This is a genomic window from Ruegeria sp. YKSD179, assembly GCF_059612885.1.
This window is the reverse complement of the sequence record NZ_JBXWRL010000010.1, coordinates 17275-41085: the sequence shown is the minus strand read 5'-3', so window position 1 is coordinate 41085 and position 23811 is coordinate 17275. Positions and strand designations below refer to the sequence as shown.

Sequence of the window (23811 nt, the reverse complement as noted above, 5' to 3'; positions counted from 1 at the left end):
GTTAATCACGTGCAGAATTGGTGCGAGATCGCTCCTACGCTTAGGTTTTATCACGACATTCGTTAACGAAAATGGCACCCATATGGCAAAACCTCAAATTCTCAGTTTTCGGATTGGTTTTCTTCTGATGCACAGCTCCATCGTCAAATTCTTGCGCTCACATGGAAAAAAATGTCGACCGACTCAATAATCTGGCGTTGGTCATATTTTTTTCCCTCCTTCGCCAATTTCTTTGACGCTCAATAAGTGTATCCTTAGGGTGACAAAATCTGTCACTGAGGAAAAAATGTCTTATAATAAAGCACTTGACCTACTGAGATTGGCGGAACTTGCCGCCGTTCGGTACCTTGGCGTGGGCCTCGCAGAGATTGAGGAAACGTTCGAGGTGGACCGACGCACTGCCCAGCGCATGACGAAGGCGCTTGAGTTTGTCTTTCCACTGGTCGAGACAAGAACTGACGAGGAACGTCGCAAATACTGGAAACTCGGGGGCGAAAGCTTAAGACTTGTCGCATCACAAGGTATCCGGGACGCAGAACTTACGGCACTGGAAATGTCGATCAGACGTGCCGAACGTGACGGCTCTGCAAACGACGCAGAAAGCCTGCGTCGGCTGCGGGATCGCTTGCTGGCTATGATGCCGGGCTCACACAAACGACGCGCGGAAGCTGACGCAGAAGCTTTGCTAGAAGCCCAGGGCTTTGCTTCGCGACCGGGACCACGCGTTGTCTCGGACATGAAGCTTTTGGGGGCATTGACCGAAGCTTTGCGGGCGCCTTGGGAGCTGAAGATCTTGTATCGTGGTGCTCAAGATGATTGCCCGAGGGAGCGGCTCATCGAACCGCACGGAATTCTGCTCGGTACTCGCAAATACCTCATCGCCCGCCCATCAGAAGGCGATGGCCGAATGCGTCGCTTCCGACTGGACCGGATCGAGCAGGCCGCGATCACGCCACGTAGCTTTGCCCGGAATCCTGACTTCGACCTTGACGCCTTTGCAGCACAGGCTTTTGGATCCTTTCATTCGGATGCCGAATTCGGGCCTGTGGAATGGCGCTTCTCAGTTCAGGCGGCATCGACTGCAAAGCAATTTATCTTTCACCCTGAACAGGAAATGGAGGAGATGCCGGATGGCAGCTTGATAGTACGCTTCTCGGCATCTGGACTCATGGAGATGACCTGGCATCTGTATCAGTGGGGTAACCAGGTTGAAGTCATTGCTCCTGAAAGCCTCCGCGAAATGATTGAAAACTACAGGAGAGACGACTTTCCGGCGCTTCCTTGAATCACGACGTCAGCTTCAAACTGGCCGCTCAAATTTGCCAGTTTGGTGAGGGCTACATCTAAATCGCCCGGACAATCATCGAGAGTCTATCCACCGGAATCAAATACTTCTTAAAACTATGACAGTTTCTGACACCCTCCTAATGTTGGATTTGAGCACGGTTAAGTTGAGACGCGGCAATCAGCACTTTGGGAATTCAAATTATGGCCTTTCGATTCATTCATGCATCCGATCTTCATATCGGACGAAAATTCGCCAACATCCCGCAGCCCGCCGACGGTAACATCCGTGGGCGCCTGATGGAGGCACGGCACGGTGCGATAGGCAAACTGGCTGAGGCGGCCATTCATCGCGGCGCAGCACACATTCTGTTAGCCGGCGACACCTTCGACACAGCCACACCTTCCCCAGTTGTGATCCGGCAGGCGCTGTCAGCTATGGGGGAAACGCCCGACCTGACATGGTGGCTGCTGCCGGGCAACCATGACAACCTTCGGGACGCCGAACCTTTGTGGGAGACGATCCAGCGAGACGCCCCAGCCAATGTCATTGCGTTGATGGAAGCGACACCGCATGACCTTGGGGAGACGGCAACGCTCTTACCCTGCCCCGTCGCTTACCGCTCCGCCGCAAGTGATCCTACCGAACCACTGGTCACGATGGCGAGCGACGAAGGAAAGCTGCGTATTGGACTGGCTCATGGCGGAGTGACGGATTTCACAGACTCAGGCGACGCAATCGCACCAGACCGCGACCGCACTGCGCGGCTCGACTACCTCGCGCTTGGCGATTGGCATGGGCGGATGGCCGTATCAGACAGGGTGCAATATGCCGGCAGCCCCGAGCAGGATCGCTTCAAACATGGTCGGCGTGGCGTCTGTCTCTGTATCACGCTCGATGGGCCAGGAGCTACGCCGCAGGTCGAGGAAATCGAAACGGGTTCGTTTCTCTGGTCCGAGGTGGAACTGCCTCTCCATCCCCGTCAGGACGCTGCGGCCGCCTTGGATTCAGTCCTGCCCACCACCGGCCGTCGCAATCTATTGCTGCGGGTCTCGGCGACCGGTTGGGCCAGCCTGCCTGACCAGGTCGATCTTCAAAGTACCGCCGAGCAATGCGCGCCTGAATTTGCGCATTTCGAGTTGAAGACGGATGCCCTCGGCACTCAGTACGATGCGACTGATCTCGATGAGATCGACCGTGGCGGCGCATTGCGGCTTGCTGCTGACAGGCTGATGGAGGATGCGGAGTCTGAAACTCTCTCTCAGGAGGAACGCGAGGTTTCAGGAGATGCGCTCGCCCGTCTCTATGCCTACGTCCGGGAGGGCTCGACATGAAGATACGCAGCATCACTCTGAACAATGTCCGTCGTTTCACCAAAGCCACTCGTGTCGAAGATATCGGTGATGGTCTGAATGTGCTTTCCGAGCCCAACGAATTTGGGAAGTCCACGCTTTTCGACGCTATGCAAGCATTATTCTTCAAGCCACATGGCTCGCGAGACAAGGAGGTCTCGAGCCTCCGTCCTCATGCGGGCGGCGCGCCTGAAGTCACTGTCGACATCGAAACTGACGAAGGTCGCTATTCGGTATTCAAGCGATGGCTTCAAAAGCCCGTCGCCTCCGTACATCAGAATGGCGTTTTGATCGCCCAGGCCGACGAAGCTGAAGCATGGATCTCGGATACGTTGGGCGGTGACGCTGGCGGCCCGTCGGGCTTGATATGGGTACGACAAGGCATGACTGATCTGACCGGGGGTTCCAAGAAAGAGCAAGACGCTGCTCTGGAGGCCCGGCGCGACCTGATGACGTCAGTCGGCGATGAAGTCGAAGCAATGACGGGCGGGCGACGCATGGACGCTGCACTGGCACGTTGCCGCGAAGAGCTCGCGGTGTATGTCACGGGGACCGGAAGACCTAAAACCTCGGGGCCTTGGAAAGAGGCTCAGGAACAGGTCGAAATGCTCGCGGCCCAGCACGAGACGCTTGATGAAACGGCGCGCGATCTGCACGAAGCACTGGCAGAACGAAAGCGGGCAAGGCGTGATTTACGGGAGTTAGAGATTCCAGAAGCAGCGGAAGAACGGCGCGTGAAACTGGAGCTTGCGAGAAAAGCGCATGCAGCTGCAGAGCAGCACGCCGAGAAAGTCGAGGCCGAAGCCAGAAAACTCGAAATGGCGCGGTTGACCACTAATGGCGCGAGGACACGGCTCGACAGCTTCCGCGAAACGCTGGCTGAGAGGAAGGATGCCGCCGCGAAGGTCGAAGCGGCGGCGAATGAGGCGAAATCTGCGAGCGAAGCGCTTGAGGCGCAACACACGGTACGCGATGCTGCGGAAACCGCCTTCGAGACTTCGCAGGCTAAGCTCAAGGAGTCAGAAACCGCCCTCGCTCTTGCCCAGCGGGCGAAAGCTGCCAAGGAAGGTGTGGAGCGACGGCGCGAGCTAGAGGAGCGTATCGCAAATGCGGAGAAGACGCGGAGCGCGATTGAAGCGGCAGCCGTCGCAGCCCGAGCTGGTCCGAATGCGGAAACGCTAAACCGGCTTGAGGCTTTGGCCACTGCCCATAACACTGCACGCGCTGCACGCGAAGCTACTGCGACCAAGGTCATCGCCCGATATGTCGAAGGCAGAGATGGCGCAATCCGCGCCGGGGATGAGACGCTGGCCGACGGGCACGCTCACGCCCTGCCTCGCGCTACGCACCTAACCATTGAAGGCGTGGGAACGCTTGAGGTGCGCCCTGGCGCGAGCGATCATGACGTCGACACGGTCGAACTGGCGGCACAAAAACTGAAAGATGCTTTGAAAGAGGCCGGATTTGACGATCTCGAAGCCGCCCGTACAGCGGCGGTTGTTCGCACCGAGGCCGAACAAAGCCATCGCGAAGCTAAAGCGGTTCTATCGAGTCTCGCGCCCGACGGGATCGATAGACTACGCGAAGCGCTCAACCGGATCCCTGTTTTGGATTTGGACACAGAGGCATTGGACCCGGAGGCTGCTGAGGCGGCACTGTTGGATGCGCGGGAAACCTATGAGCAAGCGCGCCTCGCCCGTGACACTGCGTCCGAAAGACTTGCGGATGACCGAACCGTTTCGACACGCGCTGAAACAAAGCTCGCCTCATTCCGCGACCGTCTGCAAAGGGCTGAGGACGCGCTGGAGAAGCTCGGCGATACATCCGAATCCGCTCTCGCCGAAGCGGTGGGTTCCACCGAAAAAATACTCGAAGCCGCCGAGGCGGAATATGCCCAGGTAGCCAAGGACGCTCCAGATCTTGCGGCAACGCAGGCTGCGCTGTCCCGCGCCGAGTCCATAGAAGCACAAGCAAGAGAACAGATCGCCCACTTAAAACCGCTTCTCGCTCGCCTCGACGAACGTATCGGCCGCTCTTCCGGCGACGCAATTGAAGAACGTCTGGCCGAAACTGCAGAGAAACTGGGAGCGGCTAAAGAAACACTGGCGCGTATTGAGCATGAGGTCGCAGTGTTAACACGGCTCGAGGAAGTGTTAGGTGCAGCTAGAAACGAAGCGCGTGAACGTTACTTTGCTCCCATCGCAAAGGAGCTAAAACCGCTTCTCCACCTTCTCTGGCCGGATGCTGAACTGACCTGGGGCGAGGAGTCGCTGTTACCCGATGCTCTTGTTCGCAACGGTCGGGAGGAGTCGATCGACATCCTCTCCGGCGGGACACAAGAGCAAGTGGCACTGCTTGTCCGTCTGGCCTTCGCACGAATGCTTGCCGCCTCAGGACGGGTTGCGCCAGTCATTCTGGATGATGCGCTGATCTTTACCGATGACGACAGGATCGAACGCATGTTCGATGCCTTGCACCGACAGGCCAGCGACCTGCAAATCATTGTTTTTTCCTGCCGGCAGCGGGCATTTCGCGATCTCGGCGGCCACGCCCTGCGCCTGTCGTCAGTTAAAGAGGAAGTTGCAACGCACTGATTGAGACAGGCCGGGTTTATAGCCTGTATGCTTCATGCCTCTCGAGTATTTGGGCTTTCTTCCACAGCACCTCGCTCGAGGGCCTATGAATGAAAAGGAAAGCTTGGAAGAACAAGTTTAAACAACGGTGTTTCAAGGAGTTCACGAGAAAGCTCTCTCGATCGCCCTCATTTGTTCTGACGGCGCTCCGTAACTTACAAGCAAGACTTTAAGATCTTCTTCAGCCACCGGCGCCAACGCAATCATGATCGCATCCCTGATCCATTCTTCGCGGTTTCCAAAGGCTCCGCCCCCCAGTTTTGTCAGCAGAACATGATCGCTTCTTCCCGCGCGCATGTTTTCTACACCCGCTAAAACAGCTGCTTCGTAAGAAGCCTTCAGGATCAATCGTGCAAAAGGCTCCCAATGTTGAGGATCGATATCAGTGTATGCGACCGGCAATGCAGAACAGAACGCTTGAGACACCAATACATTATCCTCGGGCGGTGCATCTGTAACCTGACAACCTGTGTGCAAGCCTATCCTTAGGCAGCTCTTCAACGATTGCCTTTCGGCCACACTGCAGTCTTTCAGCAGCTCTCCGATCTTTAACAGACTATCCTTCGTTGGCATTGCATAGCCGTTTTTCATGTTCCAAAGATCGGCAACATCAACCCCCATTGCCGATGCAAGCTTCGCACCGAGATCTGCAAGCCCATTGATTTGTCGCTCTTCCGACTGACCTTCTTGTCCTTCGAAGGGGACAAGATAGTTCCTGTAAATCGTTGCGGCGCCAGCTGCCATCGCACAAGCGGGACCTTGTGTCATGTCGTGTTGATATCCGGTGACACCGTGTTCCGGTGTGACGCCGGGGTGGACCATTTCCAGCATGTTGAATTGAGAGGCCACCTGGAAGAGCGCTCCACGATACTGAGCCTTCGAGTGCATATTTCGCACGTCTCCGGAGATGTTTACTACGGAAACGCGACCCGTGGGTGTATCTTGCTTTTGTCTTTCACGCAGTTCGGCCAAGCTCGGCAGGCAAAAGTCCCCAATGGCATAGCAATTTTGGGAAAATTCGGAATGAAGGTATCCGTCTCTTTCGAAAAGCTTCGACTTTGTGTCGTGATAGCCGCCTTCTTCAAAGCCAGTAATCGCTTTAAACCAATTCATTCTTCCTCCAATACCCCAATTAACATGTTTGGGTTAGCTGTGATGCTAGCATTTGTACAACCTGAAGCTGCACACGCCACTCCCCAACGGCAGTCCAATCTACGCTCGAGCAAACAACCAAATCAGCCCCGAAATCACTAAGACCAGAACTGCTAAAATGGACAGATCCAGCGCGACAGAAATCAATCGGCGTACTGGCTCCCAGGTAAGGACAGCCAGAAACGCTAAAACGGCACAGACGATCAGTAAAAACTCAAGCATTTCACAAACTATCCCTCGGGCGCAAACCGTTGAATTTGCCAGTCATCTCTCAGTAGCCACACCTTGCGGATAGTCTTATCAGGCCAGGACGAAGAGCGGTCACCGCATGCCCCGGGCGAGAGTGCTACAGGTATGCGGCCGAACCCATAGCCCAGCCCAGAATAAGCGGTTTTCCCGAGGGTAATTCCATGCGTGCACTTTTTCCCGGCCTAACCTCCAATCCGAAGAGATCAGCAAATGCTTTGAAGTCTTCAAACCATCGGCTCTCCTGGGAAAACGATTGTACAATCATGGCCGCACCATCGGTTTTGAACCTTTTAGCTTCAAGAATTGCCGCAGCCGTCCGGTGGAACAGCTGGTATCGCAAACCATCTGGAGGTGATGCATCGAGGCCAAGCAAATCGCAAATGAAACGCAGCCGTTCAATCTTTCCTGCGCTGGCGTCTTTCAACCATTCGCCGATAGTTGGGCCAAACGGTTCGTCCACTTTCGCTTCAACCGCGATGGCCACAGTGTCTTCTGAAGTTTTGACCAAGGCAAACACATCGCACTGGCTTTCGCGGCGACCGCCGGGTAACGCAACTTTGTGCTCAGGAATGGCCAGAAGAAGTTCAGGTGAAGAGCGATGATTTCCAGCGATTGGAGCCTGGAGAAATTTTACAAGCCGCTGAGTAGACATGCAGAAGAGCGGTATAACAAATTGCGCAGGTGGTAGAGAAAGTTCGGTTCCGATACAGCCCACTCAGCCACTTATCTTCATACAAGCGCACTCTCGACCCGACTTCGACCAAACTTTTTAACGTTATCAGCAGCGCATAATTCAAGAAAACTTCAATACCCCGGGCATTCTGACCCAGAGACAATCCGCAAAAGTTGGCTGTTCATCTCAAACAGAAAGCAACCATTGTTTACCGACAATAGCCCGCTCGTTTGATCCGCGACTTAGCAGCTGGTGTTTCCAGATCAGCGTATGCCCCACCAGAGTAACGACGACAATCGAGCGCATGACCAGCTGATATCGCGGAAGCCCCGATATCAATCCAACGATCTGTGGCACCTCCTTGAATGTAGCAGGTACCTACGTGGCGGTCGTATGTTTTGGCTCCAGTCAAAAAGCACGCGACCGTTCTATCCCGCAAATGATTGACCATCCAGCGTCGGGCGTCGCTCCCTGCGGCGGTGCCAAGTTCTGGTCCGTCAACGCCGTTCAAGCGGATCGGCACACCCGATACAACGATAGTATCGACGTCGCGAATTTGCGCAGAGCCAACTACGCCGGGTTGCTCAGCAGACAGAGCAGTCATTGTGCTCCCTACGAGCAAAGCAAAGGCAATCAGAAAATACTTCACGCTAGCACTCCTCAAAGGTACGGGCACAGGTTGCGCATCTGGCGCAGCTCGGCTTCGTCCATCCCCATCTTTGCGGCTCCTAAATCGACTTCGTCAGTGACGATACCAGTGTTCGTCTTCGTCGAAAGGTCCACACTAATATAGACGCCATCGATTACGGCATACGCATAGCAGTAAGCTTCATCGTAATTACGCTGCTGGCTGGTCGCATAGTTATGCCCGGCCGTAACAAACCAGTCGTCGTTATATTTGCCCGCAACAACAGGGACATCGACATCCTGAAAAATTGTATAGTTTCGAACGACCTTCGCATTCGTTTGGGGCGGGACTTGCGGCAGCGACGGTGCTGGCACGGGCACCTCGATGATCTTTTCAACTTCGACGATGTTCTCCACCGGCACTTCGACGATTTTTTCGACCTCAATGACCTTTTCTTCCTTCGCCCAGAAGATCCCCTTGCCTATACCAAGTGCTGCAAGTGTTACAGCCACGCCTGACGCAAGAATGACCAGCCCTGCCATGGCACCTTTACCAATCCGTTCTCGCATCCGCATAGGCGCTTCATTTTGCGCAAGGGCTTGTTCGATAGCGCTGAAGTCATGTTCAACCTTATCCATCATTAACACTCCTCAGTTTCAGTTCCTCCCTAATCGACCGCTCTTTGAGGTTGGTCAGACCCTCGGTGATCGGCAGGTATTTGTGGACGATCCGGTCCTTGAAAACGATCTTTTCTACCTTCTGTTTCCGCCGCCAGCGGCGGCGCAGGACATACCGGCGCAACGCCTGCGCTAAGGACAGGGCAGGAGAAGGTGATGCGATATGTGCTGCGACGAAAGCCGCCATCCCCGTGGAGAGCGCCGCAGCAGCCGCCACGCCGCCGACAATCCACTTAGTTACCTCGTTTGCTTGTGTTTCGGTAACCTCGCCAATCGGCGTGGCGTACCATTTCGCAGCGATGTCATAGATGATCGATGCGCTCGCGGTTTCCGCCACGTTCAGGCGAGCTTTCTCAATCTCTATACCAAGAGCAATCTTATCTACCGCTGCCTGAGACGCCGCTTTCTGAGCAGTCAACAATGCCGCGTTCGCCTCCGTTAGTTGTTCCTGAACCAAGGCGATTTCCGAACCATACTCTTCCGATTTGACCAGAAGAGCCTGCTCCGCTTCCGTATCTGCAATGAGAGCAGTGATCCGTTTGACCTCCGCTTCGATCAGACCGCCCTCGCCCGCTTGCCAGCGAGACATTTCAGTGGCGATGTAGTTCGCACGCGTTGGCAAAGACCTTTGCGAGGCTTCTCCCTGGCTGCGGATAACCGGATTATCACTGGCAGCCCGGCGCTCGTTGTCTGCCGTTTGAGCGTCCCATTCTGCGCCAAATTTGTCCCGCATCTCGGACGCCCTGTTCAGAAGCACCGCGCGCTCAGCCTTGGCTTGCGCCAGTTTGGAACTCAATTGCTTGCTTGCAGCCGAGGTAGTTAGGCTATTGAGCTGCGCTTGCAGTGCCGCGATCACAGCCTGTTGGGCGTCAAACGACACGTTCGTTTCAAGGCCACCTCTGCGCTGCCGCAGAGCCTCCAGTTCGGTCTGTGCAAATTGCACGTCATACTGGACAGATCGGAACCATGTCGATCCCGCCATGGTGACGGTCTCAAAGGTGGCGACAATGCCCCCGACTAGCAAAAGCAGCGCGAAGGGTTTCATGATCCAGCGCGATCTGTACAGGGCATAACCTGCCGGTATCTTAAAGAATTCCAGACAGGCCAGGATCAGGGGAAACGCGGCTGCCGACATAGCAAGTGTGATGTTCTGATGTTCACTGAAGGATTGCCACCCGATGGCTGCGGCCAACGACAGCCCCGCACCAATGATCAGGATTTCCGCGCCGATCGCCACACCAATGATTTTTCTACTTTCACTGTTCAATTTACCCGTTCCTACTCACAGTTGTCGCACTCAAAGACACTGCCGCTTTGCTTGCCAAAACAGCCAGTGTTGTTCGCTAACGAATCTTTAATATATTCTGTGGGTGACAAATCCTGTCACGCTTCAGACGTGCGGGAACGGTGGTGGGCCGGATCAAAAAAAACCACCTAGCGAAACTTAGGAACCGGGGGCGCTCGAACCTGTCGTTTTGTAAATTTTCGCAAGTGTCGCTTTGTAGAGCGACGCACCGCGGCAAAGCTTTTTCAACGTGCGACTGCAAACCCGAGATAAAAACCGCGCCTCTAGTTTTGCCCTTTCTCCAGCAATTCCGCTGCGCGCCGAACAATGCGTAGGATAAGTCCGGACTCGAAATCTTCCAGCAGCGGGTCACCCCACGAAAACCTGCACCGGCGTTCGCAAATGGTCAGCATTCGGCTTAGTTGATCCTCACTGGCCTCAGACAAGGCAATGCCCTCGCTTTCAAACAAAGCGTTGGCTTCAGGATCTCTAAACCAGTTAGACCAATCAAAGGATTTGATCCAGTTCTTCTCGTAAAGCATACGCACGAAGCTAGAGACAGTTTCGCTACGGGAAGAATAAGGGACGCGCGCTACTCCATTGGGCAAATCGGGCGGATATACCATTTCACCAGCCGAAAAGTTAGGTTCCTCTAAAACCGGAAGGAATGCGGCCAACGCTATTAATTTTTCATCGTTGTAGGAATTGTCTGGCATAATTGCATTCTCTCCGGTCGTATTTTCGCGCTCTTTAATACCCACATGCGCACAGTTGATTTTAGGGAAGCGGACAAAGAGGAGAATTGCTGCGAATAAATCAAGTCCTGCCAGCCGATAATCTGTTGATTTTCTGGGATAATTTCTGGCAACCGATTACCCTTTGTAGCGACTGCAATGACGGGTTGTATGATGACGCATGTCAAGCGCACGAAGCAGTTGCGACAGGCTATCTACCTGGTCATCGTACTTGCCATTCGGGAATGCAGCCACTTCGGACTTGAAGCCTTCGAGCCAATGAGCTTCACGCGGAAGAAGAACCTGCCCACTCTCGATCTTTGCCGATTGCGCGACCATGCGTTCAACCTTGCCTTTTTCAGGCGAGAGCCAGAATGCCTCCCTCACGCCTTTCCGAACAAGATCTGGCCTAAGAGACAAACCCGTTACAGCCTTTTCAATAACGATAAGGTTTGGCTTCCATTTTTCCCTCAGTTTCAAGGCGGCCTGAATTAGATCAGGATATAGGTACTGTTGACGGTGAACGTCCAACAGGTGGACGTATTGACCAATTATTCCCCAAGTCGTGCAAACGGAATAGTCGCGGGATTCCCCTGGGACAGCGGCCGTGTCCCAACTTTGAACAATCGCTTCATATTGGGCGCGCTGCAGCGGCTTCTCATACGTTCGGAACCACTCCAGCTTGACTAGGTTGCCACCCGGCAAAACAGGCCGCTGCTGATACTGTGCCGAAAATACCCTTGAACCGTGCTCACGTTTGCGTTCCTCGAGGATTTCCGCCGTGAACCGTTCCGGGTGAAGCAGTTCGCCAGGTTCTCGCGTCCACTCGGCACCATCACCCAGCGACACCACCTGTGTCTCGGTGGCGATCGCTGGCAGGTTCAGATGCTCCCAGTCACCGCTCGGGAGCAGCCTTCCCACTAGATCATCGACATGGATCCGCTGAGCAACAATGATGATTGCGCCTGTCTTTGGATTGTTCAGCCTGCTGGCTGCCGTGTTGCGGAACCAATTGTGGCAATTGTCCCTTTTTACGAGCGACTCTGCATCCTCCGCCTTCATCAGATCATCGAATATCAGGAAACGTCCTCCCTTCCCCGTGAGCGTCCCTCCGACCGAGGTTGCAATACGTCGCCCTTTTGCCAAGGTATGAAACTCCTCAGCCGCGTTCTTTTTCGGATTGATCAGGGTCTTTGGGAACGTCGCGCGATAGAACGGCGCCTGCATCAGATCACGCGTCTGCCTCGCAAAATCACCAGCGAGGTTGCTACTGTAGCTGGCACAGACGATTTTCTCGGCAGGGTTTCGGCCGAGAAGCCAGGCCACAAACGCAACGCTGACTGCCTGAGATTTCCCGTGTCGAGGTGGCAGAGTAATGATGAGACGCGTTGTCTCCCCAAGAGCGACGCCTGTCAGCGCCTCACAGAGCGCTCTGAGGTAATATCCTTCCACGAATTCGTCATCTGGGTTCAGAACTTTGAATGACCGGCATACGAACGCGTGCAGGCTGTTTGCGTAAACCTTGCGAAGCAGATCGTGGTTAAAAGTCATCTTGGTCATTCTCCTCTGCCAACCTCACAAGCTCGGCCTGCCAATTCGCTTCCTCCAGGATCACTTTCAGGTCTTCGTCGGAATAGCCGGACTGATAATCTTCGCCGGGCAGTTGCGAGGATGCCAGGATCAGTTGGGTGACAAGGCGCGCTGCGCTCACGTCCCCCTTTGAGGCTTGGTTGAACATCGCCGTTATGACGACATCCAGCCTGGCCATCTGCTTCTCGGCACCGCTTTCGATGACCGTCACCTTCTTTGCCGCGTGTTTCGAGATCACCTTCAGCAGATTTTTCGCCCCCTTGGGTCGACCCTTCGGGTTCCCTGACTGGCCCGGCTTGAACTGATGCTCTGGGGGTGGTTTTCCATGACCAACCTCATAGGGTTTGTCACTATCGCTCATCAGAAATCCTCCGTGCCGGCATTTTGAGACCAGGGTGACGCTTCATTCCGTGGGCTCTCACTTGAGCGCTCAGCACGGACTTCGGAGAAGGTATGACCAGTGTCCGCCAGCCGCGCCTTGAGGCCCGTCATATTTTCCCAACGCCGGACGGCAACATCGACGTAAGCGGGCGAGACCTCCAGGCCGACGCAGACACGATGGGCGCGCTCCGCGGCCAGCAAAGTCGTTCCGGACCCCAGAAACGGATCCAGAACCACCTCTCCTAGAGCTGTGACGTCGAGGATGGCATCGCGCACCATCCGAACAGGCTTGACGGTCGGGTGCAGCGAGAAATCATCTTCTTCCGATTTGCGCCCGCCTGTGGCTCCGGCATAGCGCCAGAGATTGCTGCGGTTACGGCCATGTGCACCAAGCTGAATGTTGTTGAGGTGCGGCGCACCGGGCCGTTTTGCCACGAGCACGAATTCATGCTGGCTGCGATAGAGTGACCCCATCCCGGGCTTGTCCTTGTCCCAGACGCAAAAGTTAATCAGATCCAGCCCCAACCCGCGCAAGACACGCATCAGAACTTCAACATGGCGCCAGTCGATACAGAGGAACAGGATGCCACCTGGTTTGACGGGCTTGGCCATATTGGCAGTCGTGACGTGCAAAAACTCCTCATATTCCGCGTTGGACATTTCACCAGAGCCCTCGGCGAACTCCTCGAACTTGCCCTTGGACGCACGCACGTGGCCATTGACGGGCACGTTGTAGGGAGGATCCGTGAAAGCGACGGATATGGTGTCATCGCCCACCACAGCTGCAAGATGTTCAGGACTACGGGCGTTGCCGCACATCACCCTGTGATTACCTAGCAGCCAGATATCACCAGCGCGTGAAACCGCCGCCCCATCGGACGCAGGCAAGTCCCCTACCCTGTCTGCCGGATCGACTTCGTCCAGACCATTATCATCCAGCACGAGCACGCGGTCGATTTCTGAAATCTCGAACCCTGTCACAGTGAGGTCCACATTGAATTCGAGCAGGTATTGGTACTCAAGCCTCAGTGCCTGCTCGTCCCACTCACCGCGTTCCTGCAAGCGGTTGAGCGCGATTGACAGCACCCGACGTTCCAACTCCGTGCAGTCCTGCAGGACGATGCAACGTATTGATTTCAGTCCCAGCTGCCGGGCTGCTTCGACGATCGCGTGACCATCAATCATGCAATTTTCCTGGTCCAGCAGAGGAAAACCGCAAACCCCGAACGTCTCGATTGACCGTTTTACGCGGGACACCTGTCGATTGCTCGGTTTGCGCACCCGCTGCTCCGCGATCCTAATCTTTTCAATCGGAACATCGACGAATGTCAGATCACGGTGCAGGTCGTTGCGTTTCGACAGAAGCGGCGTCGTATTTGACGCAACCTTCGCCTCTTGCTCATCGCCTCCGGCCGATGGCCCGGTTGGCACAGGCTGTGTCTTCTTTGGAGGATCGACAGAGTTGACCGACATTTCGGCATTTCCTTTCTCAATTTTTGAGGCGGGAAATGCGGATATGGAAAACCGCAAAGCCCGCCGATATTGGCGTTCGCTTCACACAGGTTCTCCAAGTTCAAGTCGTGGTAAGTTGGCATATGACACTACATAATGCGCCAGTCAATAGGGAAATTCTATATGTAGTTGACAAACGTGCTGCGGGGCACTGCTTTTCGGCTCGTGAATACTTTTCTGATCTCAAAAATTGATCCGCGGTGGGCTGCGAAAGGCTTCACCACCCCGGATAGCGATCGAGGTCTTCTTCAGAAGGATCGGTCACGGCAAGATCTCTCGCGACGCGATTTATCAGATCTGAACATTCAATCTTGCGACGCCAAGGGTGCGACATGACGTCGTCTGGATACACCAGCCCAAGCAGGTTCCCTGCAACGGCGCCGGTACTGTCGCTGTCGCCCGAATGGGTTACGGCAATCTTCAGCCCCTCCTGAAATGATCGGGAGACCAGACAGGAATAGAGCGCAATCGACAGCGCTTCCGCGGCGGTCCAGCCCCTTCCGAGTTTTTCGACAGTCTCCGGCTTTCCATCTTCGGGTGCGGAAAGTGCCGCTTTCAATGCCACGGCTGTTTCACCGCTGTAGCGACCTAGAACATCCGTAGCGGCGTCACGAACAGACACGCCATTGAGGACCAATAAAAGGATCGCCACCCATGCCGACGCGGCTTTCTGAGCCGTATCGTGGCCATGTGTCAGTGCAGAGGTTTCGGCGGCAAGTCGTTCACGGTCACCAGCATACTGCGCGAGCAAAGCGACAGGCGCGACGCGCATGATCGTGCCGCACCCCTTCGAGTCATTTTTTGCAGGCCCACCGAAACGCTGGCAGTGTCCCAGAGCGTCCAGACAGGTGTTACCAGGCGCGCGCCTGACATGCAGCCGCGGGTCGAGGACGAGACCAGTGCTGTCAACGTCGCACAGCGGCGTCTCATTCTGCGTGGCAAACCAGCGCATGAGTGCGTGATGAACAACACCGGGCGGATGGCAGATGCCCTTCGTCATGCCCCGCGTTCTGGCCCGCAGCAACCCTTCGGCGGTGAACAGCGTCATTTGCGTATCGTCGGTGATCGAGCCGATACGTCCATCGTGCGCCAGCATCTCATCGACCCCGTCCGGGAACCGTTGTCGGATCCGGTCCAGAGGCCAGAATTCGATTTCAGCGCCAAGAGCATCACCGATCGCGCCCCCGAACAAACTGGCGCGCGTGAGTTTTGACAACCTGTTTCCCGGACCTGCAGCCTCTTCCAGAAGACTCTCCTGGGCAGATGTTTCAATTGCGCCGGGCCGTGCGCTCCGGACAATTTCCATCGCGCGCGTACAGCTTTCGCCGCGCTCGATAAGAAGCAGGGCCGCCATCGCGCCAGATCGCCCAAGGCCACCGCGGCAATGAATAAGCAGCTCCTCACCTCTGTCGAGCAACCGGTGAAACTGCGCTGACATCTGCTCCCAGCGCTTCATGCTCCCAGGATCGGGAACCCCGAAATCAGGCACCGGAAAATGATACCAGGTCAATCCTGCTCGTTGGATGGCGTCGCCAAGATCTGGCACCTGGAGGTGTTGCAATTCTTCCTCCTCGACCAAAGACAAAATGGCGTCCGCACCCCATTGCCGGATGACCTGTAAATCTGAGGTGACGCCATGCCGGTCACGGGCAGCACCACTGCCACGGATGCTTGTGCCCGGGCATTTCGCCAGACCGATACGACCGGTGCCAACGCTCACTTCGTTGATGATCAACTGCTGTTCCTGGTCGCCAGTCACTCCCAAGATTTTCCTTCCCTGTTAGCCGTTGGTGCGTTCACTGTTGGACCCCATGAATTCCCTGTTTTGCAGAGTAGGGAAATTTACCCTATCTACCTGAAATAATGTAATAAAAATTGCGCCATCTCAGAGATATTTGCCCAAATTCGCAATTTTCCCTGTAAAAATCCCTGTTACCAGGGAAATTTAGCGCAGACTGGATAGCTCGAGACTGGCAGCACAGCCAACCACTCCTTAAATTTGAGCTGACGAGAGATTGCGGCGATATTCTTGCGTGATTTCCGCATGTTGGCATGGGCAATTTCTGTCAGAGACGCGGGATGCTGAGCAAATACGGCCGATTTCGGCCCTCAGTCTCTGTTCGCCATTTCGGCGGTACGAGTTTGATAGATTGTTAGTTGGCTTCGCTCAGAGCTTTGCGAACTGTTCGCTTTGCTCAGCCCATGAAGCCGGCACACCTGACTTAATGAGATAATCAGACCTCAGGCCATCCGGCTGTTCTCCTGATGCAATGGCGTCGAGGATGTCTGGTGCAAGCATCGCCAGATCAACCACGTCCTGGACACGGCGCTTGGATGTGCCTTCCGCCTCTGCGATTTCCGTAAAGGTTTTTCCATTCAGGATCATAGCCATCCATCGTTGCGCTTTGAGGATGTTCTGGACCAGCGTGCGATCCACCTCCGTCGGTGAATCTCCTAAGTGCAGCTTCAACTCAACACCGCGCCGGCGCATCCGGAACGGAGCTACAGAAAGCAATGATGTTGGGTCGATCCGATTGCGTTCACACCCAACAAGCGCGGCGATTTCATCCGAGCTAAGACGAACATTGAGCTGCCCCGGCTTGAGATCGACACGCGCGACAAGAGCAAGGCACTGTTTTGCACTTAGGACGGCTTGCAATTTCGTGGCGATGCCAGGGATCTCTGCAGCAGATACATCCGGCATGAGGGCTGCAACAAAATCAGGACGGCTCAGGTCCTTTCTGATGAGATCTGTGATTAGCGTCTCAAGTTCTTCTGCAGGCAACCGCCAGGCATCCGGATGCTTTTGGCTGCGATCTTTCACCAGCCGGTGCGAGATGTAGTACCGCAATCGCTTTCCATTCTTCCTGCTGTGGCTGGGTGTGAGCCGATCGCCGGTTTCATCGAATAGCTTGCCGGCAAGCAGTGATCGCTCGGTTTTGCGTTTGGTGCCTCGGGTTTTAGCCGCACCGTCTTGCAGCATCTGCTGAACCTCATCCCAGACCTCAGGCGCGACGATGGCTGGGTGTAGACCGTCATAGACCTGGCCCTTGTGACGGATCCGTCCTGCATAAATCGGGTTGCTCAGAATGTGGTGGATGTGCCCGCGATTAAAACGGATACCGCCAGACACCCGCCCTTCCCCACGAACACGCCGTCGCGATCTGAGATCCATAAGATCTGCGTACTCTTTCACAACCCGGATGAGCCCATGCTCAAGATAGAGATCATAAAGGGCTTTAACAGTCGCCGCTTCCTCCGGCTCGATCTTCAGCGTCCGGCCATCTGCCTGATAACCGAGCGGGACATTGCCACCCATCCAAAGACCCTTGCGCTTCGAGGCCGCAATCTTGTCGCGGATGCGTTCCGCTGTCACTTCCCGCTCAAACTGGGCAAAGCTGAGCAGCACATTCAGTGTGAGCCGCCCCATGCTGGTGGCTGTGTTGAAGCTTTGCGTTACCGACACAAAGGATGCTTCAGCCTCATCCAACCGTTCCACCAGTTTGGCAAAGTCTGCCAGTGAGCGGGTCAACCGGTCGATCTTGTAGACCACGATCTGATCGACGCGCTTGTCATCCACGGCTTGCATCAACCGCTGCAAGGCGGGGCGGTCGAGATGTCCGCCGGAGATCCCGCCGTCGTCATACCGCTCGGGTAACAGTTCCCACCCTTCATGCTTCTGGCTTGCAATGTAGGCTTCACAGGCCTCTCGTTGTGCATCCAGAGAGTTGAAGTCTTGTTCAAGCCCCTCTTCCGAGCTCTTGCGGCTATAGATGGCGCAGCGGATCCGTCGCATTACTGCACCCCGAAGAAGCGCGGGCCCGACCAATGTGCTCCGGTGATGTGTTTTGCAATGGCTGACAGGGACCGCCAGGTTTTGCCATCCATGACGTATCCGCCATCTATCACTTCGACCTGATAGGTCCGTCCGTTCCATTCCCGGACAAGGTGAGAACCGGGCTTTGCGGTCGTGGGCGATGCTTTCCCAGCCGCAATCTGTTTCAGGCGCCGGGTGGTCTTAACAGACACGCCGCCCAGCGCCCTGTTTTGCGTCTCCCAGATCAGCACCCGCTTCATGAATTGAGGTGAGAGGTTCTTCGGTGGCGAGCGTCCGAAGGAATCTCGCCAGCACTGGAGACACGAAGCGCGATCCAAGGCTTCGATCTCCGATATCAGGATCGATAGCTTTTCGTTTTGCTGCGCTTTCATTGGGTGCTCTGCATTTCGATAATGCGGTAAACCGATCCCTTGTCGGTCTCCATTCTGTCCACAACGCATCCAGCTTTGCGCTGCGCGGATATCGCTGCGCGTGCCGTATGCGGTTGCCAGCCAAAGGTCTTTTGAAGCTGCGCGATTGTGACGCCGGATTTCCGCGTCAGCATTTTTCGCAACTGCTGGTGGCGGGTCAGTTTGTTGGTAACCTTTGTGGTTCTCTCTGAACTATGAGTTGCTGCATTTGGTGTAATCATCGTGTTTCTCCACTCTGCGGGCAAAGGTACATCCCTCGCCCCGTACTGAGTGGAGCCCGGCGACACCGGGCGAATGCGACACAGACAGTACCGCTCTGAACCGCTATGAAGTCCAGTCCATTTAAGGGGGAAAGCCCGAATTTATTAGATCAGTGGTTATGGCTTCCGTGTCCGCTTTCCGACCACAAGCGGTCATCTGACAGAAAAACTCAGATGACTGCATCGAGCCCATATCGGCTTTTTGTTGCGTATCGCACCAATGTTGGCTTCTTAGTCTCTCTCTTCGGAAAAACACAGATTTGACGATCCCGGCATCGCGAAGCCGACCACGAGGTGACAGAATGCTCGTTAGCCAAGCGTGGCAATGACGTAATGGATTTGCGTGAGTTTTGAGAGAGATCAATTCTGCCAATCCCTAAATGTGCCAAAGTCGTCCCTGATATCAGATCTCCACACTCATTTAGCTTGCGAACACATCGAGATGTGTCCGAGCGATCCAATGAAGGGAGCAAGCTATGGAAACCACACAAGCGGATAAAGAACGTGCGTATCAGAACGCTGACCCACTCATTCGATCTGTGCAGGTTCTTGATTGCGGGCGCGCTGAACAGCATTGGGAGCACCGGAACGGTAGTCCCCTCCCCAAACTCTGGTGGGTGTTCTTTGGACGGCGTTGGGTCGACCTTCCGTTACAGGCTTTTCTGATTACCCATCGTGATGGGCTGGTCCTTTTCGACACGGGCATCGACCCTGCTGTCCAACTTGACCAAGGCTACATCAAACAGGCTATAGGGCGCTTCTTGCTGCCGCGCATCTTTCGGCTGCACCTTACTGCGGAGGACCGGATCGATCGCGTCCTCCATAAATCCGACGTCGCGCCCGAGGAGATTAAGACCGCGGTCATCTCGCATCTGCATTTTGACCACGTCGGCGGAATTCGTCACATCCCGCAGGCTGACTTGCTGGTGAGCGCGGAGGAATGGTCGATCCTGTCGGAGCCACACCCAGAGCAGGATTGGATCCTGCGCGAGCATATCGAAATCCCGTCCGCAAAGTGGCAGCAGATTTCGTTTGTGCCCACGGACGACCCGCTCTTTGAGGGCTTCGAAGGCATCCATGACGTTGCCGGTGACGGCTCCATGATTTTGATCCCGACGCCCGGTCATACAAGGGGCTCGATGTCGATGTTGATCCGGCAGGAGGGTTGGGATCCGATCCTGCTTGTTGCTGACCTCACCTACGACGCGGCCTTGATGGCGAAGAACGTGGTCCCTGGTGTTGGCGACGGCCCAACGCTGCTTGCGTCCTTTGCCAAGGTTCGGAAGCTGCAAGAGCGCCTGCCCAATCTTGCGATCGTTCCCTCGCATGATTTTGGCGCGTCAAAGTTCATTGACCACGCGACAGGTTCCGCACGCGAACCGGACGGTTCAGTGTCATGACTGCAGATCACCCAGAATTGGCTGTTTTACAGCAGCTTGATACTACCAACATGGCGGCCTCTGCGCATCTCTTCGCCGAGGTTGCCCTCTGGCACTACTCCAACCCCAATCTCCCGGACTTGAACGGCGACTACGTGGGACCGGCAGGCATAAGCACCTTTTTTGCCAAGTTCGCAGAGAAATCCCAAGGGACTTGCCAGTTAGAGCCCGTTTCGGCCACGCCCGTGGGGCCTGAACTGGTCGTCGTCCAGTCTCGCAACACGCTGACCCTCGAAGCTCAGATCATCACAGTGGACGTCGTTGTTGTCTGGCGCGTTGTCGCAGGGCGCATTCAAGAGGTCTGGGACATCGTTCCGGGTCAACCAACGGAGATACGACATGTCGGAAATTGAGAACACTGTTTGGGACGCCATCGTCATAGGCTCGGGAATGGGGGGCATGGCAGCAGCCGCGGCCCTAAGCCAGGTCGGTCACAAGGTCTTGATGCTGGAGAAGCACTGGACGCTCGGCGGGCTCACACATAGCTTTTCCCGAAATGGATTCACATGGGATGTGGGCGTTCATTACCTGAGTGAAATGTCACCCGGTGATCGTGCCCGGGCTCTTCTTGACTGGCTGTCCGACACCCCCATCGAATTTGCCCCATTGGGGTCGATCTACGATACAATGCACATCGGGTCGGCCGAACCTTTGTCCCTCTCGCGTCCCTATGAAGCCCAGGAAATGGATCTCAAGGACCGTTACCCCGACGCAACCGATGCCATTGAGGCGTGGACCCACGCCATGAGAGCCGGCCACGATGCGATGTACAAGATTTTTCCGACCCGTGCGATGCCGGGGCTCGCAGGAGATATGCTCGATTGGTGGAACAGGGCGACAATCTCGAAGTGGATTGCTCGTACGACGCAAGAGGTCATCGATGACCTGACCGACAACAAGGAGCTAGCGGCCGTCATGTCAGCCCAATGGGGAGACCACGGCGGACGCCCCAGCAAAGCGAGCTTTGCCATGCATGCCCTGATTGCAGGTGCATACCTGCCCAGCGGGGCATGGTATCCCGTGGGTGGGGCCAAGGCTTACGCCGAACACATTCTTCCAACCATCACCAAGCGCGGCGGCGAAGCACGCGGAGGTGTCACCGTCACAGAGTTGCTTTTTGACGGCGACACTGTGGTCGGGGTGCGGACAGATGACGGCACGGAGTTTCGCGCAAAGGTCGTAATTTCGGATATCGGCGCGCGTGAGACCATCGACAGCCTCTTGCCCGAGAACTGCGGCCATGAAGACTGGATCGAAGAAATTCGCGCGTTGCCTTCCAGCATTGCTCATTTCAATCTCTTCTTTGGCTTCGAAGGAGACATAGAGGCTGCCGGTGCCACGCGGGCAAACCACTGGTTTTACCCAACAGGGGAAACCGATGTTGTCTGGACGGATGCGCCTGACGGGCCGCCGCCCCACATGGCTGTGTCCTTTGGCTCGCTCAAGAACACCGCGCATGATCCGGGACCACGCCAGACGCACGTGGGCCAAGCCATCTTCTGGGCGGATTGGTCCACTGTTGAGGAATGGGCAGACCGTCCAGCCGGTGCGCGAGGCGATGATTATGAAGCCTTCAAGAAGCGCGCTGAAGACACTTTGGTGGCGCATTTCAAAGCCCAGTTTCCCGATTTGGCTAAAATGATCGTTTACCAAGAACTAGCAACGCCGCTGTCGACCGTCAGCTTCACTGGGCACCGCAAAGGGTCGTTTTACGGTCTGGACGTGACGCCCGAGCGGGTCATGTGCGATGGGTTGCGGGCGAAAACGCCTATCCAAGGTCTTTTTCTGGCAGGACAGGATGTCGCAAGTCCCGGTATCCCAGGGGCACTCTGGGGTGGGTTGCTCGCCGCCGCCAGCGTTGACCCAAGGGTCTTCAAACACTTCCAGAAATGAGAATGGAAAGGCACAAGGATGTCTGACTACACAACCAAGAGTGTTCCTGAACAGCACTACCTCTAGGTGAAATGCGTTTGTTCCTTGGCCACAAAACAGCCGTTCGAGTTCGGCGCTTGAAGGATTGCTCGGTTCGCACAACGGCCATTGATGCGCTGCGTAGCGAACGACCGCTCCGAGCCCAATTTACTTGTCTTTTGCGTCGCGGCGAATGTCGGCTTTGACGAAGGGAAGAACCCCGCGTAGTTGGAAGAGGAAAGCCAAGAACACACTTTCTCAGAGATTTACTGGCGACTGCCGGTTTATCTCATGAAGGTGACCTAGAGTTTCGCAAAGGCACAACTTCGTGGAATTTGCCGCTTGCGGTGAATTCGGGAGATCCTTTACTTGCTCGAACTGTGACGTCATCTAGGCCGTTGTCGCGGAATACTTTCTTCACCGACCCGATGACTTCCTCAAGAACAAGCCCCTCCGCCGCACCCGTTGCCAGTTGCACGCGCAGCTCGAAATCGAATTCGCCAGTCTGGATCAACTGGATGCGCTGAGCTTGGTCGTGCTCAAAATCGAAAATCAGTGGCGACAGGGTCACCTCGCCTACGCGAACCAACGTCGCTTGGCGTCCCTCGACCTGCAAACTACGAAACGGCGATCCACAGGGGCAAGCATCCTGGTCAAACCGAATACAGTCACCCAAATCATAGCGGATGAAGGGCTGAACGTCGTTAGCGAGCACGGTCAGCAGAGCGGTCGCAGACAACGTTCCGTCGGGAACGGGTTGCATTGCTTCGTCGACCGCTTCGAGGATAACCCAATCTTCATTCACGTGTTTCCTCCCGTGGCTACACTCGAACGAAAGCGCCAAGCACTCGGTGCACCCATAGGGATCGGCAATGCCGTATTTCAGCGACGGAAAGGCTCGCCCGACTCGTTCGCGGAGATCGTCGGTGAGTGTCTCGCCTCCTGTGGTAATGAACGCCGGTTCGATCCGCAGCCGCCTGGCCACTTTTTCCTGGACTAGAATGGCCAGCATGCTGGGGTACGTCACGATCCAAGCGATGTTCCCAATCGCATTCAGTCTTTTGACAAGCTGACCAATTGGCTGTTCAGCCTCGACAAAGGTGACACCAAAGCCCTTGGCAAGCCGGGGGTTCAAACGTTGCACTAGTTTGTTGAAACCGTTTCCGGCAAAATGGCCGTTCCCTCCTGTAATCGTCACCCTGTCGCCAAGTTTTCGGACGTCTCGCACGAGCTTCCGATGATATCGTTCGAAGCGTGCGAGCATGATGCCATAGGCATATTCCACGAATGATTCAGACAAGACGATGACGGCAGGTTCGCCCGAAGTCCCGGAGGTCTGAAAAACGGCGACATCGTCGATAGGCACACCAACCTTGCGCAGGTCCCGCAGATGTTCGCGGGCCTTGTCAAGTGGAAGAGAGCGGATTGTCAGCCAGTCGTCGAACTCCGCCATGAGTTCGGGCTTATGGGTCACCGGTAAGTCGTGAAGTTCGATCTCGGCGGTTGGTGGCAGCTCTGCGTATAGTCGGCGAAACAGAGGTGAGTCACCACGCGCCTTATCCACGAGGCGCCGCAGGTTGCGGAGTTGCTTGGCTTCTATTCGCGTACGTCCGCCCCAACCTGTCCAGAGTCCACCAATCAAATACCCTAATGCTTTATGAAGACTAAGATGCATGTTTTCTGGCATTTCTCGTTTTGTATCCCGCGTCGGAAAAGTCGTTAATTTTTAACTATAGCAAAGAGCTGGGCTGCATTGACCAATGTCAAATCTGACAGCCGCGCAGGATCAAAGTCACCTGAGA

21 protein-coding genes are annotated in these 23811 nt (G+C 55.5%); 6 read left to right on the top strand and 15 right to left on the bottom strand.

Going from position 1 to position 23811, the window contains the following annotated elements:
* Positions 1–286 precede the first annotated feature (286 nt).
* The 3 genes from AC2FNE_RS07920 to AC2FNE_RS07910 all read left to right on the top strand — a co-directional run bounded on the left by AC2FNE_RS07920 (position 287) and on the right by AC2FNE_RS07910 (position 5231).
* The gene (locus AC2FNE_RS07920) at positions 287–1285 is read left to right on the top strand and encodes a helix-turn-helix transcriptional regulator (RefSeq protein ID WP_496805118.1); all 999 of its coding nucleotides are present in this window, start codon (positions 287–289) and stop codon (positions 1283–1285) included.
* Between the two features lie 203 nt (positions 1286–1488).
* Positions 1489–2619 (top strand): metallophosphoesterase family protein, encoded by a 1131-nt coding sequence (locus tag AC2FNE_RS07915; protein ID WP_496805117.1) that lies wholly within the window; start codon positions 1489–1491, stop codon positions 2617–2619.
* Positions 2616–5231 (top strand): AAA family ATPase, encoded by a 2616-nt coding sequence (locus tag AC2FNE_RS07910; RefSeq protein WP_496805116.1) that lies wholly within the window; start codon positions 2616–2618, stop codon positions 5229–5231. The genes AC2FNE_RS07915 and AC2FNE_RS07910 overlap by 4 nt, the downstream gene beginning before the upstream one ends.
* Positions 5232–5372: 141 nt before the next feature.
* Here AC2FNE_RS07910 and AC2FNE_RS07905 read toward each other — a convergent pair whose 3' ends face one another.
* From AC2FNE_RS07905 to AC2FNE_RS07840, 14 genes are all read right to left on the bottom strand, one after another.
* Positions 5373–6383: a hypothetical protein gene (locus AC2FNE_RS07905; RefSeq protein ID WP_496805115.1), complete on the bottom strand. Its 1011-nt coding sequence runs from the start codon at positions 6381–6383 to the stop codon at positions 5373–5375.
* Positions 6384–6482: 99 nt separating this feature from the next.
* Positions 6483–6644 carry a hypothetical protein gene (locus AC2FNE_RS07900; protein WP_496805114.1) on the bottom strand — a complete coding sequence of 54 codons (162 nt, stop codon included), beginning with the start codon at positions 6642–6644 and terminating at the stop codon, positions 6483–6485.
* A 124-nt stretch (positions 6645–6768) separates the two neighbouring features.
* Positions 6769–7323: a DUF6946 family protein gene (locus AC2FNE_RS07895; protein ID WP_496805113.1), complete on the bottom strand. Its 555-nt coding sequence runs from the start codon at positions 7321–7323 to the stop codon at positions 6769–6771.
* A 229-nt stretch (positions 7324–7552) separates the two neighbouring features.
* Positions 7553–7993, bottom strand: a complete 441-nt coding sequence (locus tag AC2FNE_RS07890) for a thermonuclease family protein (RefSeq protein ID WP_496805112.1) — start codon at positions 7991–7993, stop codon at positions 7553–7555.
* 11 nt (positions 7994–8004) lie between these two features.
* Positions 8005–8613: a hypothetical protein gene (locus AC2FNE_RS07885; protein ID WP_496805111.1), complete on the bottom strand. Its 609-nt coding sequence runs from the start codon at positions 8611–8613 to the stop codon at positions 8005–8007.
* The gene (locus AC2FNE_RS07880; protein WP_496805110.1) at positions 8603–9916 is read right to left on the bottom strand and encodes a hypothetical protein; all 1314 of its coding nucleotides are present in this window, start codon (positions 9914–9916) and stop codon (positions 8603–8605) included. The genes AC2FNE_RS07885 and AC2FNE_RS07880 overlap by 11 nt, the downstream gene beginning before the upstream one ends.
* A gap of 302 nt (positions 9917–10218) precedes the next feature.
* Positions 10219–10650 (bottom strand): DUF6508 domain-containing protein, encoded by a 432-nt coding sequence (locus tag AC2FNE_RS07875; protein WP_496805109.1) that lies wholly within the window; start codon positions 10648–10650, stop codon positions 10219–10221.
* A gap of 156 nt (positions 10651–10806) precedes the next feature.
* The gene (gene terL, locus AC2FNE_RS07870; RefSeq protein WP_496805108.1) at positions 10807–12228 is read right to left on the bottom strand and encodes a phage terminase large subunit; all 1422 of its coding nucleotides are present in this window, start codon (positions 12226–12228) and stop codon (positions 10807–10809) included.
* Positions 12209–12619, bottom strand: coding sequence for a DUF5681 domain-containing protein (locus tag AC2FNE_RS07865; protein WP_496805107.1), 411 nt, complete (start codon positions 12617–12619; stop codon positions 12209–12211). The genes terL and AC2FNE_RS07865 overlap by 20 nt, the downstream gene beginning before the upstream one ends.
* The gene (locus AC2FNE_RS07860) at positions 12619–14112 is read right to left on the bottom strand and encodes a DNA modification methylase (protein WP_496805106.1); all 1494 of its coding nucleotides are present in this window, start codon (positions 14110–14112) and stop codon (positions 12619–12621) included. The genes AC2FNE_RS07865 and AC2FNE_RS07860 overlap by 1 nt, the downstream gene beginning before the upstream one ends.
* 256 nt (positions 14113–14368) lie before the next feature.
* Positions 14369–15910: an ADP-ribosylglycohydrolase family protein gene (locus AC2FNE_RS07855; protein ID WP_496805105.1), complete on the bottom strand. Its 1542-nt coding sequence runs from the start codon at positions 15908–15910 to the stop codon at positions 14369–14371.
* Between the two features lie 408 nt (positions 15911–16318).
* Positions 16319–17947: a recombinase family protein gene (locus AC2FNE_RS07850; RefSeq protein ID WP_496805104.1), complete on the bottom strand. Its 1629-nt coding sequence runs from the start codon at positions 17945–17947 to the stop codon at positions 16319–16321.
* Positions 17947–18360: a DUF2924 domain-containing protein gene (locus AC2FNE_RS07845; RefSeq protein WP_496805103.1), complete on the bottom strand. Its 414-nt coding sequence runs from the start codon at positions 18358–18360 to the stop codon at positions 17947–17949. Before AC2FNE_RS07845 ends, AC2FNE_RS07850 begins: the two co-directional genes overlap by 1 nt.
* Entirely contained in the window at positions 18357–18620 is a 264-nt protein-coding gene (locus tag AC2FNE_RS07840; protein ID WP_496805102.1) for a DUF3489 domain-containing protein, read from the bottom strand. The genes AC2FNE_RS07845 and AC2FNE_RS07840 overlap by 4 nt, the downstream gene beginning before the upstream one ends.
* A gap of 515 nt (positions 18621–19135) precedes the next feature.
* Here AC2FNE_RS07840 and AC2FNE_RS07835 point away from each other — a divergent pair.
* Genes AC2FNE_RS07835 through AC2FNE_RS07825 form a run of 3 tightly spaced genes read left to right on the top strand, consistent with a single transcriptional unit; the run spans position 19136 to position 21991 of the window.
* The gene (locus tag AC2FNE_RS07835; protein ID WP_496773938.1) at positions 19136–20059 is read left to right on the top strand and encodes an N-acyl homoserine lactonase family protein; all 924 of its coding nucleotides are present in this window, start codon (positions 19136–19138) and stop codon (positions 20057–20059) included.
* The gene (locus AC2FNE_RS07830) at positions 20056–20451 is read left to right on the top strand and encodes a nuclear transport factor 2 family protein (RefSeq protein WP_496805101.1); all 396 of its coding nucleotides are present in this window, start codon (positions 20056–20058) and stop codon (positions 20449–20451) included. Before AC2FNE_RS07835 ends, AC2FNE_RS07830 begins: the two co-directional genes overlap by 4 nt.
* Positions 20438–21991, top strand: coding sequence for a phytoene desaturase family protein (locus AC2FNE_RS07825; protein ID WP_496773934.1), 1554 nt, complete (start codon positions 20438–20440; stop codon positions 21989–21991). Before AC2FNE_RS07830 ends, AC2FNE_RS07825 begins: the two co-directional genes overlap by 14 nt.
* A 307-nt stretch (positions 21992–22298) precedes the next feature.
* Here the strand turns inward: AC2FNE_RS07825 and AC2FNE_RS07820 are convergent, their stop codons facing one another.
* On the bottom strand, positions 22299–23696 hold the full coding sequence (locus AC2FNE_RS07820; RefSeq protein ID WP_496805100.1) for a phenylacetate--CoA ligase family protein: 1398 nt from the start codon (positions 23694–23696) through the stop codon (positions 22299–22301).
* Positions 23697–23811 lie beyond the last annotated feature (115 nt).

Excerpts from the sequence above, each read along its gene's own strand:
- AC2FNE_RS07900 (WP_496805114.1), bottom strand. The coding sequence starts at position 6,644 with ATGCTTGAGTTTTTACTGATCGTCTGTGCCGTTTTAGCGTTTCTGGCT.
- AC2FNE_RS07885 (WP_496805111.1), bottom strand. The coding sequence starts at position 8,613 with ATGATGGATAAGGTTGAACATGACTTCAGCGCTATCGAACAAGCCCTT.
- AC2FNE_RS07865 (WP_496805107.1), bottom strand. The coding sequence starts at position 12,619 with ATGAGCGATAGTGACAAACCCTATGAGGTTGGTCATGGAAAACCACCC.
- AC2FNE_RS07840 (WP_496805102.1), bottom strand. The coding sequence starts at position 18,620 with ATGATTACACCAAATGCAGCAACTCATAGTTCAGAGAGAACCACAAAG.
- AC2FNE_RS07820 (WP_496805100.1), bottom strand. The coding sequence starts at position 23,696 with ATGCCAGAAAACATGCATCTTAGTCTTCATAAAGCATTAGGGTATTTG.
- AC2FNE_RS07895 (WP_496805113.1), bottom strand. The coding sequence starts at position 7,323 with ATGTCTACTCAGCGGCTTGTAAAATTTCTCCAGGCTCCAATCGCTGGA.
- AC2FNE_RS07860 (WP_496805106.1), bottom strand. The coding sequence starts at position 14,112 with ATGTCGGTCAACTCTGTCGATCCTCCAAAGAAGACACAGCCTGTGCCA.
- terL (WP_496805108.1), bottom strand. The coding sequence starts at position 12,228 with ATGACCAAGATGACTTTTAACCACGATCTGCTTCGCAAGGTTTACGCA.
- AC2FNE_RS07920 (WP_496805118.1), top strand. The coding sequence starts at position 287 with ATGTCTTATAATAAAGCACTTGACCTACTGAGATTGGCGGAACTTGCC.
- AC2FNE_RS07850 (WP_496805104.1), bottom strand. The coding sequence starts at position 17,947 with ATGCGACGGATCCGCTGCGCCATCTATAGCCGCAAGAGCTCGGAAGAG.
- AC2FNE_RS07910 (WP_496805116.1), top strand. The coding sequence starts at position 2,616 with ATGAAGATACGCAGCATCACTCTGAACAATGTCCGTCGTTTCACCAAA.
- AC2FNE_RS07905 (WP_496805115.1), bottom strand. The coding sequence starts at position 6,383 with ATGAATTGGTTTAAAGCGATTACTGGCTTTGAAGAAGGCGGCTATCAC.
- AC2FNE_RS07830 (WP_496805101.1), top strand. The coding sequence starts at position 20,056 with ATGACTGCAGATCACCCAGAATTGGCTGTTTTACAGCAGCTTGATACT.
- AC2FNE_RS07875 (WP_496805109.1), bottom strand. The coding sequence starts at position 10,650 with ATGCCAGACAATTCCTACAACGATGAAAAATTAATAGCGTTGGCCGCA.
- AC2FNE_RS07915 (WP_496805117.1), top strand. The coding sequence starts at position 1,489 with ATGGCCTTTCGATTCATTCATGCATCCGATCTTCATATCGGACGAAAA.
- AC2FNE_RS07825 (WP_496773934.1), top strand. The coding sequence starts at position 20,438 with ATGTCGGAAATTGAGAACACTGTTTGGGACGCCATCGTCATAGGCTCG.
- AC2FNE_RS07835 (WP_496773938.1), top strand. The coding sequence starts at position 19,136 with ATGGAAACCACACAAGCGGATAAAGAACGTGCGTATCAGAACGCTGAC.
- AC2FNE_RS07845 (WP_496805103.1), bottom strand. The coding sequence starts at position 18,360 with ATGAAAGCGCAGCAAAACGAAAAGCTATCGATCCTGATATCGGAGATC.